This window comes from Altererythrobacter sp. C41 (genome assembly GCF_016803135.1).
Lineage (GTDB): Bacteria > Pseudomonadota > Alphaproteobacteria > Sphingomonadales > Sphingomonadaceae > Pelagerythrobacter.
In genome coordinates, this window is the sequence record NZ_JAEVFE010000006.1 from 129201 (window position 1) to 143926 (window position 14726).

Annotated in this window: 9 protein-coding genes; 4 read left to right on the forward strand and 5 right to left on the reverse strand. The window is 66.9% G+C overall.

From position 1 onward, the window contains the following. Positions 1-383 precede the first annotated feature (383 nt). The 4 genes from rpoB to gltX all read left to right on the forward strand — a co-directional run bounded on the left by rpoB (position 384) and on the right by gltX (position 10918). A complete protein-coding gene (gene rpoB, locus JNO53_RS11780) occupies positions 384-4577 on the forward strand; it encodes a DNA-directed RNA polymerase subunit beta (protein ID WP_203111326.1) in 4194 nt (1397 codons plus the stop codon). Between the two features lie 62 nt (positions 4578-4639). Beyond that, on the forward strand, positions 4640-8953 hold the full coding sequence (gene rpoC / locus JNO53_RS11785; RefSeq protein WP_203111328.1) for a DNA-directed RNA polymerase subunit beta': 4314 nt from the start codon (positions 4640-4642) through the stop codon (positions 8951-8953). Positions 8954-9067: 114 nt separating this feature from the next. After that, positions 9068-9553, forward strand: a complete 486-nt coding sequence (locus JNO53_RS11790) for a hypothetical protein (protein ID WP_203111330.1) — start codon at positions 9068-9070, stop codon at positions 9551-9553. 27 nt (positions 9554-9580) lie between these two features. Beyond that, the gene (gene gltX, locus JNO53_RS11795; RefSeq protein WP_203111332.1) at positions 9581-10918 is read left to right on the forward strand and encodes a glutamate--tRNA ligase; all 1338 of its coding nucleotides are present in this window, start codon (positions 9581-9583) and stop codon (positions 10916-10918) included. A gap of 58 nt (positions 10919-10976) precedes the next feature. Here gltX and pyk read toward each other — a convergent pair whose 3' ends face one another. The 5 genes from pyk to ruvC form a co-directional block, all read right to left on the reverse strand. Further along, positions 10977-12431, reverse strand: a complete 1455-nt coding sequence (gene pyk / locus JNO53_RS11800; protein WP_203111335.1) for a pyruvate kinase — start codon at positions 12429-12431, stop codon at positions 10977-10979. A gap of 90 nt (positions 12432-12521) precedes the next feature. Next, complete coding sequence (locus tag JNO53_RS11805) at positions 12522-13580, reverse strand: glycerophosphodiester phosphodiesterase family protein (protein ID WP_203111337.1); 1059 nt, start codon at positions 13578-13580, stop codon at positions 12522-12524. Then, positions 13559-13906, reverse strand: a complete 348-nt coding sequence (locus JNO53_RS11810; protein ID WP_203111339.1) for an arsenate reductase — start codon at positions 13904-13906, stop codon at positions 13559-13561. The genes JNO53_RS11805 and JNO53_RS11810 overlap by 22 nt, the downstream gene beginning before the upstream one ends. Then, on the reverse strand, positions 13903-14217 hold the full coding sequence (locus tag JNO53_RS11815; protein WP_203111346.1) for an antibiotic biosynthesis monooxygenase family protein: 315 nt from the start codon (positions 14215-14217) through the stop codon (positions 13903-13905). Before JNO53_RS11815 ends, JNO53_RS11810 begins: the two co-directional genes overlap by 4 nt. Next, entirely contained in the window at positions 14217-14687 is a 471-nt protein-coding gene (ruvC, locus tag JNO53_RS11820; protein ID WP_203111348.1) for a crossover junction endodeoxyribonuclease RuvC, read from the reverse strand. The genes JNO53_RS11815 and ruvC overlap by 1 nt, the downstream gene beginning before the upstream one ends. Positions 14688-14726 lie beyond the last annotated feature (39 nt).

A 14726-nucleotide genomic window follows, 5' to 3' on the forward strand; every position in this document is an offset into this window, starting at 1 on the left:
GCTCCTTTCGCTACTCGCCATATAATTGCCATAATCCGCCTCGGTTCCCCGAATTCGTCAGAATAATGTCCACGCCGTGGCATCTGCAGGCCGGCTAGCATTTTTGGCTTCCGTTGACAGTTGCAGGGGGAAACCCTACATGCCCCCTCGACCGCACGCTTCGAGCAAGGTCCGTTCATGCGCGGGGACGGCCAGGGATGGAAGCGGCGATTCCATATTCGCGACGTTCAGATCAAGCTGCAGCAGGCCCGTAAGGGTGCGATTTGCTGCGGCTTTTTGGCGTCCCGGCTATGAGACCCCCGACCGGGGCACGCGTGAGCACGAGTTTCACGATGCCGGCGGCGCAGCCTCCGGCGCAGCACACGAAGAGGCGAATCACCTCCATGGCGACGAAGGCAAAGGCGACCGGCGCGAAGGCACCGGCCAACACCGGCACCGCGAAGAAGCGCATCCGCAAGATTTTCGGCGACATCCACGAAGTGGTGCAGATGCCGAACCTGATCGAGGTCCAGCGCGAGAGCTACGAACAGTTCCTGCGCTCCGACCCCGCGACGGGTTACGTCTCGGGTCTCGAGAAGACCCTGCGCAGCGTCTTCCCGATCCGCGACTTCGCCGGCACCGCCGAACTCGACTTCGTGCACTACGAGCTCGAGCCGCCGAAGTACGACACGACCGAGTGCCGCCAGCGCGGCATCACTTTCGCGGCGCCGATGAAGGTCACGCTGCGCCTGATCGTGTTCGAAGTCGACCAGGAGACCGAGACCCGTTCCGTGCTCGATATCAAGGAGCAGGACGTCTACATGGGCGACATGCCGCTCATGACCGAGAACGGCACCTTCCTCATCAACGGCACCGAGCGCGTGATCGTGTCGCAGATGCACCGGTCGCCGGGCGTGCTGTTCGATCACGACCGCGGCAAGACGCACAGCTCGGGCAAGCTGCTGTTCGCCGCGCGCGTCATTCCCTACCGCGGCTCGTGGCTCGATTTCGAGTTCGACGCGAAGGACATCGTCAACGTCCGCATCGACCGCAAGCGCAAGCTGCCGGTGACGGCGCTGCTTTACGCGCTGGGCCTCGATAGCGAGGAAATCCTCCACCATTTCTACAACACCGTCCTGTGGGAGCGCGTCTCCGGCAAGAAGGGCGAAGGCTGGAAGATGCCGTTCGTCCCCGAGCAGTGGCGCGGTGCCAAGCCGGCGTTCCCGCTGGTCGACGCCGCGACGGGCGAGGAAGTCTTCCCCGCCAACCAGAAGATCTCCCCGCGCGCCGCCAACAAGGCGCAGAAGGATGGTCTCAAGGACCTGCTGATCCCGACCGAGGAAATCCTCGGACGCTACGCCGCGAACGACATGATCGACGAGGCGACCGGCCGCATCTGGATCGAAGCCGGCGACGAAGTCGGCCCCGAAAACCTCGAAGTGCTCGACAAGGCGGGCGTCGACCGGATCGAGCTGCTCGACATCGACGATGTCAACACCGGTCCGTGGATCCGCAACACGCTCAAGGCCGACAAGGCCGAGAACCGCGAGGAAGGCCTCGAGGCGATCTACAAGGTCATGCGTCCGGGCGAGCCGCCGACGAAGGAAACCGCCGAAGCGCTGTTCGAAGGCCTGTTCTTCGACGGCGAGCGCTACGATCTCTCGGCCGTCGGCCGCGTCAAGCTCAACATGCGCCTCGGCCTCGATGCCGAGGACACCGTGACCACGCTGCGCAAGGAAGACATCCTCGCCGTGGTCAAGGAACTGGTCGGCCTCAAGGACGGCAAGGGCGAGGTCGACGACATCGACAACCTCGGCAATCGCCGCGTCCGCTCGGTCGGCGAGCTGCTCGAGAACCAGTACCGTATCGGCCTGCTGCGCATGGAACGCGCGGTGAAGGAGCGGATGAGCTCGGTCGATGTCTCGACCGTGATGCCGAACGACCTCATCAACGCGAAGCCCGCGGTCGCCGCGGTGCGCGAGTTCTTCGGCTCCAGCCAGCTCAGCCAGTTCATGGACCAGACCAACCCGCTGTCCGAAGTGACGCACAAGCGCCGCGTCTCGGCGCTCGGGCCGGGCGGTCTCACGCGTGAGCGCGCGGGCTTCGAAGTGCGCGACGTTCACCCGACGCACTACGGCCGCATCTGTCCGATCGAGACGCCGGAAGGCCCGAACATCGGCCTGATCAACTCGCTCGCCTCGTTCAGCCGCGTCAACAAGTACGGCTTCATCGAGACGCCGTACCGCAAGGTCGTCGACGGCAAGGTCACAAGCGAGGTGACGTACCTGTCGGCGATGGAAGAGCAGAAGCACGCCGTTGCGCAGGCATCGGCCGAGCTCAACGAAGACGGCTCGTTCGTCGAGGAGATGGTCTCGGCCCGCCAGAACGGCGAGTTCGTGATGCTCCCGCGCGAGCAGATCACGCTGATGGACGTCAGCCCCAAGCAGCTCGTCTCGGTCGCGGCCTCGCTGATCCCGTTCCTTGAGAACGACGACGCCAACCGCGCGCTGATGGGCTCGAACATGCAGCGCCAGGCGGTGCCGCTGGTCAAGGCCGAGGCCCCGTTCGTCGGCACCGGCATGGAAGAGACCGTGGCGCGCGATTCGGGTGCGGCGATCTCCGCCACCCGCGGCGGCGTGGTCGACCAGGTCGATGCGACCCGTATCGTGATCCGCGCGATCGGCGATGTCGAACCCGGCCAGTCGGGCGTCGACATCTACACGCTGCAGAAGTTCCAGCGCTCCAACCAGAACACCTGCATCAACCAGCGTCCGCTGGTGAAGGTGGGCGATGTGGTCGAGCAGGGCGACATCATCGCCGACGGTCCCTCGACCGATCTCGGTGAGCTGGCGCTGGGCAAGAACAGCCTCGTCGCGTTCATGCCCTGGAACGGCTACAACTACGAGGACTCGATCCTGATCTCCGAACGCATCGTCAAGGACGACGTGTTCACCTCGATCCACATCGAGGAGTTCGAGGTCATGGCCCGCGACACCAAGCTCGGGCCGGAGGACATCACCCGCGACATCCCCAACGTCGGCGAGGAAGCGCTGCGCAACCTCGACGAGGCGGGCATCGTCTACATCGGCGCCGAAGTGCACCCGGGCGACATCCTGGTCGGCAAGATCACGCCGAAGGGTGAATCGCCGATGACGCCGGAGGAAAAGCTCCTCCGCGCGATCTTCGGCGAGAAGGCGAGCGACGTGCGCGACACCTCGCTCCGCCTGCCGCCGGGCGTCTCGGGCACGATCGTCGAAGTGCGCGTGTTCAACCGCCACGGCATCGAGATCGACGACCGTACCCGCGCGATCCAGAACGAGGAAATCGAGCGCCTGCGCAAGGACAGTCAGGACGAGCGCGCGATCCTCAACCGGGCAACCTACAACCGCCTCAAGGACATGCTGCTCGGCCAGACCGCTTCGGCCGCGCCCAAGGGCGTCAAGAAGGGCACCGAGATTACCGAAGAGGTGCTCGACGGGGTCGAGCGGCACGAGTGGTTCAAGTTCGCTGTCGCGGACGACGGGCGCCAGGTGCAGCTCGAAGCCGTCAAGTCGCAGTACGACGAGGCGGTGAAGGGCATCCAGGACAAGTTCGAGGACCGCAAGGAGAAGCTCGAGCGCGGTGACGAGCTCGCCCCCGGCGTGCTCAAGATGGTCAAGGTCTTCGTCGCGGTGAAGCGCAAGCTGCAGACCGGCGACAAGATGGCCGGCCGCCACGGCAACAAGGGCATCATCAGCCGCGTCCTGCCGATCGAAGACATGCCGTTCATGGAAGACGGCACGTACGTCGACATGGTGCTCAACCCGCTCGGCGTGCCGTCGCGCATGAACGTGGGGCAGATCTTCGAGACGCACCTCGGCATGGCGGCCCGCGGGCTCGGCCAGCAGGTCGCCGCGGCGCTCGAGGACTGGCGTGCGGCCAATCCGGATCCGGAAGCGGGCCAACCGCCCGAAGCCGTCCGCGAGAAGCTGAAGGACGTCTACGGCGAGCAGTACCACGACGAGATCGACGCGCGTTCGCCGGCCGAGATCGTCGAGCTTGCGGGCAACCTGACCAAGGGCGTTCCGATGGGCACCCCGGTGTTCGACGGCGCGCGGGAGGCCGACGTGACCCGGATGCTCGAACGCGCCGGGCTCGACGGCTCGGGCCAGGTGACGCTTTACGACGGGCGCACCGGCGACGCGTTCGACCGCAAGGTGACCGTCGGGCACATGTACATGCTCAAGCTGCACCACCTGGTGGACGACAAGATCCACGCCCGTTCGATCGGCCCCTACTCGCTCGTCACCCAGCAGCCGCTGGGCGGCAAGGCGCAGTTCGGCGGCCAGCGCTTCGGCGAGATGGAGGTCTGGGCGCTCCAGGCCTATGGCGCCGCCTACACGCTGCAGGAAATCCTGACCGTGAAGTCGGACGACGTGATCGGCCGGACCAAGGTTTACGAGGCGATCGTCAAGGGCGACGACACCTTCGAAGCCGGCATTCCGGAGAGCTTCAACGTGCTCGTGAAGGAAATGCGCAGCCTCGGCCTCAACGTCGAACTCAAGTCGCTGACCGACGAGGAAGACGACCAGGACCAGTGGCCGGAAGCGGCGGAGTGACGGAGGCGGGCCTCGGCCCCCTCCAACCGCCCCGCGAATTCACCCGTTAGGGAAACGAAGTCATGAACGAACTGACCAAATTCACCAACCAGCTCGCGAAGCCGGAAACCTTCGACCAGATCCAGATCGGGATCGCGTCCCCCGAGCGCATCCGTTCGTGGTCGTTCGGCGAGATCAAGAAGCCCGAGACGATCAACTACCGCACGTTCAAGCCCGAGCGTGACGGCCTGTTCTGCGCGCGCATCTTCGGTCCGGTGAAGGACTACGAGTGCCTGTGCGGCAAGTACAAGCGCATGAAGTACAAGGGCGTCGTGTGCGAGAAGTGCGGCGTCGAGGTGACCGTGACCAAGGTCCGCCGCGAGCGCATGGGCCATATCGAGCTCGCCGCGCCGGTCGCGCACATCTGGTTCCTCAAGTCCCTGCCGTCGCGTATCGGCCTGCTGCTCGACATGCAGCTCAAGCAGCTCGAGCGCGTGCTCTACTTCGAGGCCTACATCGTCACCGAACCGGGCCTGACGCCGCTCGAGAAGTTCCAGCTCCTCACCGAGGACGAACTGCTCGATGCGCAGGACGAGTACGGCGAGGACGCCTTCACCGCCGGGATCGGCGCGGAAGCCGTCAAGATCATGCTGATGGATCTCGACCTCGAGCAGGAGCGTGCCGACCTGCTGGAAGAGCTCGAGACCACCAAGTCCGCGCTCAAGCCGAAGAAGATCATCAAGCGCCTGAAGGTCGTCGAGAGCTTCATCGAATCGGGCAATCGCCCCGAGTGGATGATTCTCGAGGTCATTCCGGTCATTCCGCCCGAGCTGCGCCCGCTGGTGCCGCTCGACGGCGGCCGCTTCGCGACGTCGGACCTCAACGACCTGTACCGCCGCGTCATCAACCGCAACAACCGCCTCAAGCGGCTGATCGAACTGCGCGCGCCGGACATCATCGTCCGCAACGAGAAGCGCATGCTGCAGGAAGCGGTCGACGCGCTGTTCGACAACGGCCGCCGTGGCCGCGTCATCACCGGCGCCAACAAGCGTCCGCTGAAGTCGCTGTCCGACATGCTCAAGGGCAAGCAGGGCCGCTTCCGCCAGAACCTGCTCGGCAAGCGCGTGGACTATTCGGGCCGTTCGGTGATCGTGACCGGTCCCGAGCTCAAGCTGCACCAGTGCGGCCTGCCGAAGAAGATGGCGCTCGAGCTGTTCAAGCCGTTCATCTACGCCCGCCTCGACGCCAAGGGCCTGAGCATGACGCTCAAGCAGGCGAAGAAGTGGGTCGAGAAGGAGCGCAAGGAAGTCTGGGACATCCTGGATGAAGTCATCCGCGAGCACCCGGTCCTCCTGAACCGCGCGCCGACGCTCCACCGCCTCGGCATCCAGGCGTTCGAGCCGGTGCTGATCGAGGGCAAGGCGATCCAGCTCCACCCGCTGGTCTGCGCCGCGTTCAACGCCGACTTCGACGGCGACCAGATGGCCGTGCACGTTCCGCTGAGCCTCGAGGCCCAGCTGGAAGCGCGCGTTCTGATGATGTCGACCAACAACATCCTCTCGCCCGCCAACGGCAAGCCGATCATCGTGCCTTCGCAGGACATGGTGCTGGGCCTCTACTACCTGTCGATGGACCGCGACGGGGAGCCGGGCGAGGGCCGCCTGCTGTCCGACATGGCCGAAGTGCACCAGGCGCTTCACGTCGGCGCGGTCACGCTGCACTCGAAGATCGTCAGCCGCGTTCCGCAGGCGGACGAGGACGGCAACGTCGTCATGCAGCGTTTCGAGACCACGCCGGGCCGCATGCTGATCGGCGAATGCCTGCCCAAGAACCACAAGGTTCCATTCGACATCGTCAACCGCCTCCTCACCAAGAAGGAGATCGGCGACGTCATCGACCAGGTCTATCGCCACACCGGGCAGAAGGACACGGTGCTGTTCGCCGACGCGATCATGGCGCTCGGCTTCCGCCACGCGTTCAAGGCGGGCATCTCGTTCGGCAAGGACGACATGATCATCCCGCACGAGAAGGAGAAGCTGGTCGACGAAACGAAGGCGCTCGTCGCCGACTACGAGCAGCAGTACCAGGACGGTCTGATCACCCAGCAGGAAAAGTACAACAAGGTGATCGACGCCTGGAGCCGCTGCGGCGACCAGGTGGCGGACGCCATGATGGACAAGATCAAGTCGCGTGCGAAGGACGACGACGGCCGCGAGACCCAGATCAACTCGATCTACATGATGAGCCACTCCGGCGCGCGTGGTTCGCCGGCGCAGATGAAGCAGCTCGCCGGCATGCGCGGCCTGATGGCCAAGCCGTCGGGCGAGATCATCGAACAGCCGATCATCTCCAACTTCAAGGAAGGCCTGACCGTTCTCGAGTACTTCAACTCGACCCACGGCGCCCGCAAGGGTCTGGCCGACACCGCGCTCAAGACGGCGAACTCGGGTTACCTGACCCGCCGTCTGGTCGACGTGTCGCAGGACTGCGTGATCGTCGAGGAGGACTGCAAGACCGAGAACGCGCTGGAAATGCGCGCGATCGTTCAGGGCGGTTCGGTCATCGCCTCGCTGGGTGAGCGCATCCTCGGCCGCACGGTGGCCGAAGACCTCGTCAACGCCAAGACCGACGAAGTCATCGTCAAGGCGGGCACGCTGCTCGACGAGCCGATGGTGAAGGCGATCGAGGAAGCCGAAGTGCAGGTGGCGAAGATCCGTTCGCCGCTGGTCTGCGAAGCCGAGCAGGGCGTTTGCGCGTGCTGCTACGGGCGCGACCTCGCGCGCGGCACGCCGGTCAACATCGGCGAGGCCGTGGGCGTCATCGCGGCGCAGTCGATCGGCGAGCCGGGCACGCAGCTCACCATGCGGACCTTCCACATCGGCGGCGCGGCGCAGCTCAACGAAACGAGCCACCTCGAGGCGGTGTCGGACGGCAAGGTCGTCTATCGCGACATGCCGACCATCACCGACAAGAAGGGCCGCATCCTCAGCCTCGCCCGCAACGGCGAGCTGGCGGTGATCGACGCCGAAGGGCGCGAGCGCGAGATCCACAAGGTTCCCTACGGCACCGTGCTGATGCACAAGGACGGCGCCAAGGTGAAGGAAGGCGACCGCCTGGCCGAGTGGGACCCGTTCACCCTGCCGATCATCACCGAGCAGTCGGGCGTGGTGCGTTACCAGGATCTGGTCGACGGCCAGACGATGGAAGAGCGCGTGGACGAAGCCACGGGCATCGCCCAGCGCGTCGTCACCGAACTGCGCACCACCAGCCGCAAGAAGGACGATCTTCGTCCGCGCCTCACCCTGCTGGGCGAGGAAGGCGGCAAGAAGGGCGAGGAAACCGAGGCGGCGCGCTACATGCTCGCTCCGGGCACCACGCTCTCGGTCGAAGACGGTCAGCAGGTCGAGGCCGGCGACATTCTTGCCCGCGCTTCGCGTGAAGCGGCCAAGACGCGCGACATCACCGGCGGTCTGCCGCGTGTTGCCGAGCTGTTCGAGGCGCGCGTGCCGAAGGACAACGCGATCATCGCCAAGATCTCCGGCAAGATCGAATTCGTCCGCGAATACAAGGCCAAGCGCAAGATCGCGATCGTGCCGGAGGAAGGGGATGCGGTCGAGTACCTGATCCCCAAGACCAAGGTGATCGACGTCCAGGAAGGCGACTTCGTCAAGAAGGGCGACACCCTGATCTCGGGCAGCCCGAACCCGCACGACATCCTGGAAGTTCTCGGGGTCGAGGCGCTCGCCGAGTACCTCGTCAGCGAGATCCAGGAAGTCTACCGGCTCCAGGGCGTGAAGATCAACGACAAGCACATCGAGGTGATCGTTCGCCAGATGCTGCAGAAGGTCGAGATCACCGACGGCGGCGACACCACGCTGCTGCCCGGCGAGCAGGTGGACCTCGAGGAAATGAACGAGGTCAACAGCAAGCTCGCCAAGGGCAAGCAGCCGGCCGTCGGCACGCCGATCCTGCTCGGGATCACCAAGGCGAGCCTGCAGACCCGCAGCTTCATCTCGGCCGCTTCGTTCCAGGAGACCACCCGCGTGCTGACGCAGGCGGCGGTCGAAGGGAAGAAGGACACGCTGATCGGCCTCAAGGAGAACGTGATCGTGGGCCGTCTCATCCCCGCCGGCACCGGCGCGGCGATGAACCGCGTTCGCATCACCGCCTCCAGCCGCGACGCTGCGCTGCGTGCGCAGTGGAAGAAGCAGCAGGAAGCGCTGGTCGCAGCGCAGACGGCTGCCGAAGAGCATGAGGCGGAGCTCGCCCAGGGGCCCGAGGCGGCGATCGGCGACGATCCGCTGGCGCGGGTCGAGGGCGAGACCCACGGCACCGACGCGGATGCGGGCGAATACCTGCAGCAGTCGGATGAGGGTGAGGCGACCGACGAGGAATAAGACACTCGTCCCAAGCGACACGAAGCCCCGCCGGAGCGATCCGGCGGGGCTTTTTCGTGCGCACGATCGGCGCTAGCCTGCGGCGGTTTCGCACTCGCACGGGAGATATCCGACATGCGCCGAATGCTGACCATGCTCGCCGCTTCCGCCGCACTGGCGGCCTGCCAGCAGGCCGACGAGGTTGCCGCGCCTGCCACGCCTGCCTCCGATAGCGGCGCGGTCGCGACGCCCACGGGCGCTCCGGACGGCGACACGCCGGCACCCGCGGTGAATGCGCCGGCCTCGCTGGTTGGCGAATACCGGGTCGCCGGAATCGACGGCACGGAAGTCGGCGGGCAGATCGGCATCGCCCTGTCGATCACCGAAGAGAGCATCTTCTACGATCCGCGCTGTGCTGGCCTCGAGTGGACCTACACTTACGGGAACGGCGCCTTGACCACGGAGCGCCCGGCGGATGCGCCGGTTTGCGAGATTGCGGTTCATCCGGAGAAGCAACGGCTCGCGGCCGCGCTCGATGCGGTGACGCGGGCGGAGCGGACGCCTTCGAACGGCATCGAGCTGACCGGCGGCGGGCACAGCGTCACCCTGTTCTCGCAATAGGCGCGCGGCTCGGCTATCGGGCCGGGCATGACCGTGACCACCCGCTTCGCTCCGTCGCCCACGGGGCGCCTGCACGTCGGCAATATCCGCACCGCGCTGCATAACTGGATGCATGCGCGCAAGGCCGGCGGCCGCTTCCTGCTGCGGATCGACGACACCGACGCCGAGCGCAGCCGGGAGGAATACGTCGACGCGATCCGTGCCGATCTCGCCTGGCTTGGGCTCGATCCCGATGGGGAGGAGCGGCAGTCGGCGCGGCTCGACCGCTACGAGGCGGCGTTCGAGCGGCTGCGCGCGGCGGGCCGGGTCTATCGCTGCTACGAGACCGCGCAGGAGCTCGATCTCAAGCGCAAGATCCTGCTCGGGCGCGGGCTGCCCCCGGTCTACGACCGTGCGGCGCTGGCACTGACCGAGGACGACCACGCGGCCAAGGCGGCGGCGGGCGTGGCGCCGCACTGGCGCTTCCTGCTCGACCACCAGGAACCGATCACCTGGGACGACGGCGTTCGGGGGCCGCAGAAATTCGATCCGGCACAGCTTTCCGATCCCGTCGTGCGCCGCGCGGACGGCTCGTGGCTCTACATGCTGCCGAGCGCGGTCGACGATCTCGACATGGGCGTGACCGACGTGCTGCGCGGCGAGGACCACGTCTCGAACACGGCCGTGCAGATCCAGATGTTCAACGCGCTGGCTGACGATGGCCGGATACCGCGTTTCGCACACGAGGCGCTGCTGGTGGGGAGCGAGGGCAAGCTGTCGAAGCGGCTCGGCTCGCTCGGCTGCGACGCCTTCCGCGAGCGCGGGATCGAGCCGGAGGCGCTCGTCGCGCTGCTCGCGCGGATCGGAACCTCGCTGCCGGTCGAACCGATCGCGGACCGCGATACGCTGGTCGAGACCTTCGACCTCGCGACCTTCGGCCGCGCACCGGCGAAATTCGACGAGGCCGAGCTGGAGCGGATCAACACCGCGATCGTCCACCAGCTCGATTACGACGCGGTCGCGGACCGCTTGCCGCAGGGCATGGATGCGGCAGGCTGGCATGCCGTGCGGCCCAATCTCGCGACCGTGAGCGATGCCGGCGAATGGTGGCGGCTGGTGACGGGGCCGATCGCGCAGCCGCCGTTCCCGGACGAGGACCGCGCCTATCTCGCCGAAGCGGCGCGGCTGCTCGAATGGGGCGAGGACCCCTGGCACGCGCTGACCGGCGCGCTGAAGGCGGCGACAGGCCGCAAGGGCAAGGCTCTGTTCCTGCCCCTGCGCCAAGCCCTCACCGGAATGGACCACGGACCGGACATGGCGGGGCTGCTGCCGCTGATCGGTGAGACCGAGGCGCGCGTGCGGCTGGAGCGGGCGGCGAAGGAGTAACCTCGGCTCCGGATGATCGTCATCCCAGCTTTCGCTGGGATGACGGGAAGGCCGGCGCCTATCCCTCGTGCTTTTCCAGCTCGTTGCCGACCAGCGTCACGACATGGAGCAGGTTGGTCGAGCCGGGCGTCCCGAACGGCACGCCGGCGAGCGCGATCAGCTTGCTGCCCGCGCGGCCGAAGCCGTGGCGCAGGGCCATGCGCTTGCCCTTGGCGATCATCTCCTCGAAGCTGCCGATGTCCTTCGTGACCACGGCGTGCGCCCCCCACAGCAGGGCGACCCGGCGTGCGGTGGCCATCGACGGCGTCAGCACCAGCATCGGCACGCTCGGCCGCTCGCGCGCGACGCGCCGCGCGGTCGAGCCGGTGCCGGTGAAGACCGTGACCGCCTCGATCGCGACGGTGTCGGCAATGGTCATGCAGGCATGCGCCAGCGCATCGGCGGTGGTCCGGTCGGGCGGCGTTTCGAGAAAGCGCACGCGTTCGATATAGGCGTCGTCGCGCTCCACCTGGGTCGCGATCTTGTCCATGATCGTCACCGCTTCCTCGGGCCATTCGCCCGCGGCTGTTTCGGCGCTGAGCATGACCGCGTCGGCACCGTCGTAGACCGCATTGGCGACGTCGGAGACTTCGGCGCGGGTCGGCGCAGGGCTCTCGATCATCGATTCGAGCATCTGCGTCGCGACGATCACCGGCTTGCCCGCGGTGCGCGCCTTGTTGACGATCTTCTTCTGCAGCGGCGGCACTTCCTGCGGTTCGAGCTCGACGCCCAGGTCGCCGCGCGCGACCATGATCCCGTCGGCCAGCTCGACGATTTCGTCCAGCCGCCGCACGGCCATCGGCTTCTCGATCTTGGCGCAGAGCGCGCCGTGCCCACCCATCAGCTTGCGCGCTTCGGCAAGGTCTTCGGGCCGCTGCACGAACGACAGGCCGATCCAGTCGGCGCCCTGCTCGACCGCGAAGGCGAGATCCTTGCGATCCTTCTCAGTCAGCGCGGGGATCGGCACTTCGGCGTCGGGCACGTTGACGCCCTTGCGGTTGGAGATGACCCCGCCGACTTCGGCCGAACAGAGGATTTCGCTCTCGTCCGCCTTGATCACGCGCAGGCGGATCTTGCCGTCGTTGATCAGCAGCCGCTGCCCTTTCTCCAGCAGACCGAACAGCTCCGGGTGCGGCAGGTGGACGCGGGTCTCGTCGCCGGGCTCGGGATTGCGGTCGAGCGTGAAATGGCCCGAATGGCGGATCACCGCCTGCCCGTCCTTGAACTCGCCGACGCGCAGCTTGGGGCCCTGCAAGTCGCAGAAGACCGTGATCGGGCGGGCGAACTCCTTCTCCAGCGCGCGGATGGCGCGGATCGTCTCCGCGTGGGTCGCGTGGTCGCCGTGGCTCATGTTGACGCGGAAGGCGTCCGCGCCGGCCTTGAACAGCCGCCGCAGCATGTCGGGGTCGCGGCTGGCGGGGCCGGTGGTGGCGAGGATCTTGACCTTGCGGGCGCGCGGATCGAGCTTTTGCATGGATGCTGCGCTACGCCAGAGGCGCCGGGCAAGACAAGGGAAAGCGCGGCCGTGGATACGAATGCGATCGCCCGCACGCGCGCGCTGGCGTCACTCCGGCTGCTCGCAAGTCGTGCCCGCGCGTGCGGCGACGGCAATGGCGGGATCGTCGGCAATGATTCCGTCGACACCCGTTCTCGCCAGCAGAGTCCAGAGCTTCTCGGGGCAGCCGCGCGCGCCGTCCCCTGCTCCCCGGCGCAGCGGCGGCGGAAGAAAGGCGTTCTCCTTCCGAAGCGTCCAGGCATGCACCTTCAGTCCCGCGGCATGGGCGGCGGTGACCAGCCCGCTGGGCGTGCCATCCTCCTCCAGCAGGAGCCTGATGTCCGCGCTCACGGCATCGGCATACTCGGCGATCCGTGCCATCCCCTCCATGGTGACCATCGCGCTGTAGCGCATGGCGGGCTCGTCCACGGGGCCGCCCCCGGCCCCGACGAGTTGCACCAGCTTGTAATCGCTGCGCTCGTCCAGTCGCCGGAGCGGGGCGATCTCGAAGCTCTGGATGAAGATCGGATCGTCGGCGGCGATCCCGGCCGCATCCAGCTCGCGCAGCAGCAGGTCGACCGTGTCGATCCCCTCGGCTTGCAGCAGGAAGTGCGGATGCTTGAGTTCGGGATAGAGGCCGATCCGGCGCCCCGTCTCCGCCTCCTTCGCCTTCACCAGCGCGGCGATCTCGGCGAACGTCGGAACCTGGTAGAGCCCGTCGAACCGCGCATTGCCGGGGCGCAGGTCGGGTAGCCGCTCCTTCGCGCGCAGCGTGCGCAGCTCGGCCAGCGTGAAATCCTCGACGAACCAGCCGGTCACCTGCTGGCCGTCGATTTCCTTGGTCGTCCGCCGGTCTGCGAACTCCGGGTGGTCGGCCACGTCGGTCGTGCCGGAAATCTCGTTCTCGTGCCGGGCGACGAGCACGCCGTCCTTCGTTGCCACGAGATCGGGCTCGATATAGTCGGCGCCCTGATCGATCGCGCGTTCATAGGCGGCGAGCGTATGCTCGGGCCGCTCGCCGCTCGCCCCGCGATGGGCGATGACGAGCACGTCGGGCTCGGGCTGCGCGGACGCCGGCATGGCCAGCGCAAGCGCCGCAAGTGCGCTCAGGAAAAAGCTGCGGCCCATTCGTCCTCCTTGAACCCCACGAGCAGACCGCCCGGATATTCGACCACCGGTCGCTTGATCATGCTCGGGTGCTGTTGCAGCAGCGTTACGGCCTTGGCCTCGTCGACATCCGCCTTCTCCGCGTCGGAGAGCTTGCGGAACGTCGTCCCGCGCCGGTTGAGCACCGTGTCCACGCCTTCGGCCGCGATCCACTTGCGGAGCCGCTCCGGGTCGGCGCCCTCCTTCTTGTAGTCGTGGAACGCATAGTCCACGCCGCGCGCGTCGAGCCACTGGCGGGCCTTCTTGACCGTGTCGCAATTGGGAATGCCGTAAACCTCGATGCTCATGCTGCGTCCTTGCTGTTGAACCGGTGGATGCGCGGCGCGTCGCAGGCGAACAGCGTGTAACTCTCGTAGAACTCGCTGCGGCCGCGGTTCTGGACCACGCGGTGCTCGGCCACGCGGCCCCAGGCGCGGGCGGAGGCTTCGTCCTGCCATTCGGACAGCGCGATGACCTCGCCGTCCTCGCTGGTGTAGCTCTTGAACGAGAGGAAGCCGGGCTGCGCCTGCGCGAGTTCGAGCATGCGGTCGGCTTCGGCGTCGTAAGCGGGGTAGTCGATGTCGGCGCGCTTGCGGTTGCGGAATACGACGAGAAACATCAGCGTCCTTTCAGGTGTGCATCGGCGATGGCGACGGCGAGGGCGTCGGCCGCGTCCGGCCCGGCGATCGCGGCCCCCGGCAGCAGGATCTTGAGCATGGCCTGGATCTGGTGCTTCTCGGCGCCGCCCGTGCCGACGACGGCTTTCTTGACGAGCCGCGCGGCATGCTCGCACACCTCGATCCCCGCTGCGCCGCATGCGGCAAGCACCGCGCCGCGCGCCTGCGCGAGCTTGAGCGTCGACTGCGGGTTCTTGTTGGCGAAGACTTCCTCGGCCGCAGCGCGGTTGGGGCGGTGCTGCGCGATCACCTCGGCAACGGCCGCGTGCAGCGCCGCGAGCCGCTCCGCCATCGGCGCCTTCGCGTCGGTCGGAATCTGTCCGTTGGCGACATGCGACAACCGCGCGCCCTCCGCCCGGACCAGGCCCCAGCCGGTGCAACTGAGCGAAGGGTCGAGGCCGAGGATCAGCATTCCGCCTGCCCCTCCCGCCTATGCGAGAGGGACAGGGCG

Coding starts and splice junctions, on each gene's coding strand:
- rpoB (WP_203111326.1), top strand. CDS start 384: ATGGCGACGAAGGCAAAGGCGACCGGCGCGAAGGCACCGGCCAACACC.
- rpoC (WP_203111328.1), top strand. CDS start 4,640: ATGAACGAACTGACCAAATTCACCAACCAGCTCGCGAAGCCGGAAACC.
- JNO53_RS11790 (WP_203111330.1), top strand. CDS start 9,068: ATGCGCCGAATGCTGACCATGCTCGCCGCTTCCGCCGCACTGGCGGCC.
- gltX (WP_203111332.1), top strand. CDS start 9,581: ATGACCGTGACCACCCGCTTCGCTCCGTCGCCCACGGGGCGCCTGCAC.
- pyk (WP_203111335.1), bottom strand. CDS start 12,431: ATGCAAAAGCTCGATCCGCGCGCCCGCAAGGTCAAGATCCTCGCCACC.
- JNO53_RS11805 (WP_203111337.1), bottom strand. CDS start 13,580: ATGGGCCGCAGCTTTTTCCTGAGCGCACTTGCGGCGCTTGCGCTGGCC.
- JNO53_RS11810 (WP_203111339.1), bottom strand. CDS start 13,906: ATGAGCATCGAGGTTTACGGCATTCCCAATTGCGACACGGTCAAGAAG.
- JNO53_RS11815 (WP_203111346.1), bottom strand. CDS start 14,217: ATGTTTCTCGTCGTATTCCGCAACCGCAAGCGCGCCGACATCGACTAC.
- ruvC (WP_203111348.1), bottom strand. CDS start 14,687: ATGCTGATCCTCGGCCTCGACCCTTCGCTCAGTTGCACCGGCTGGGGC.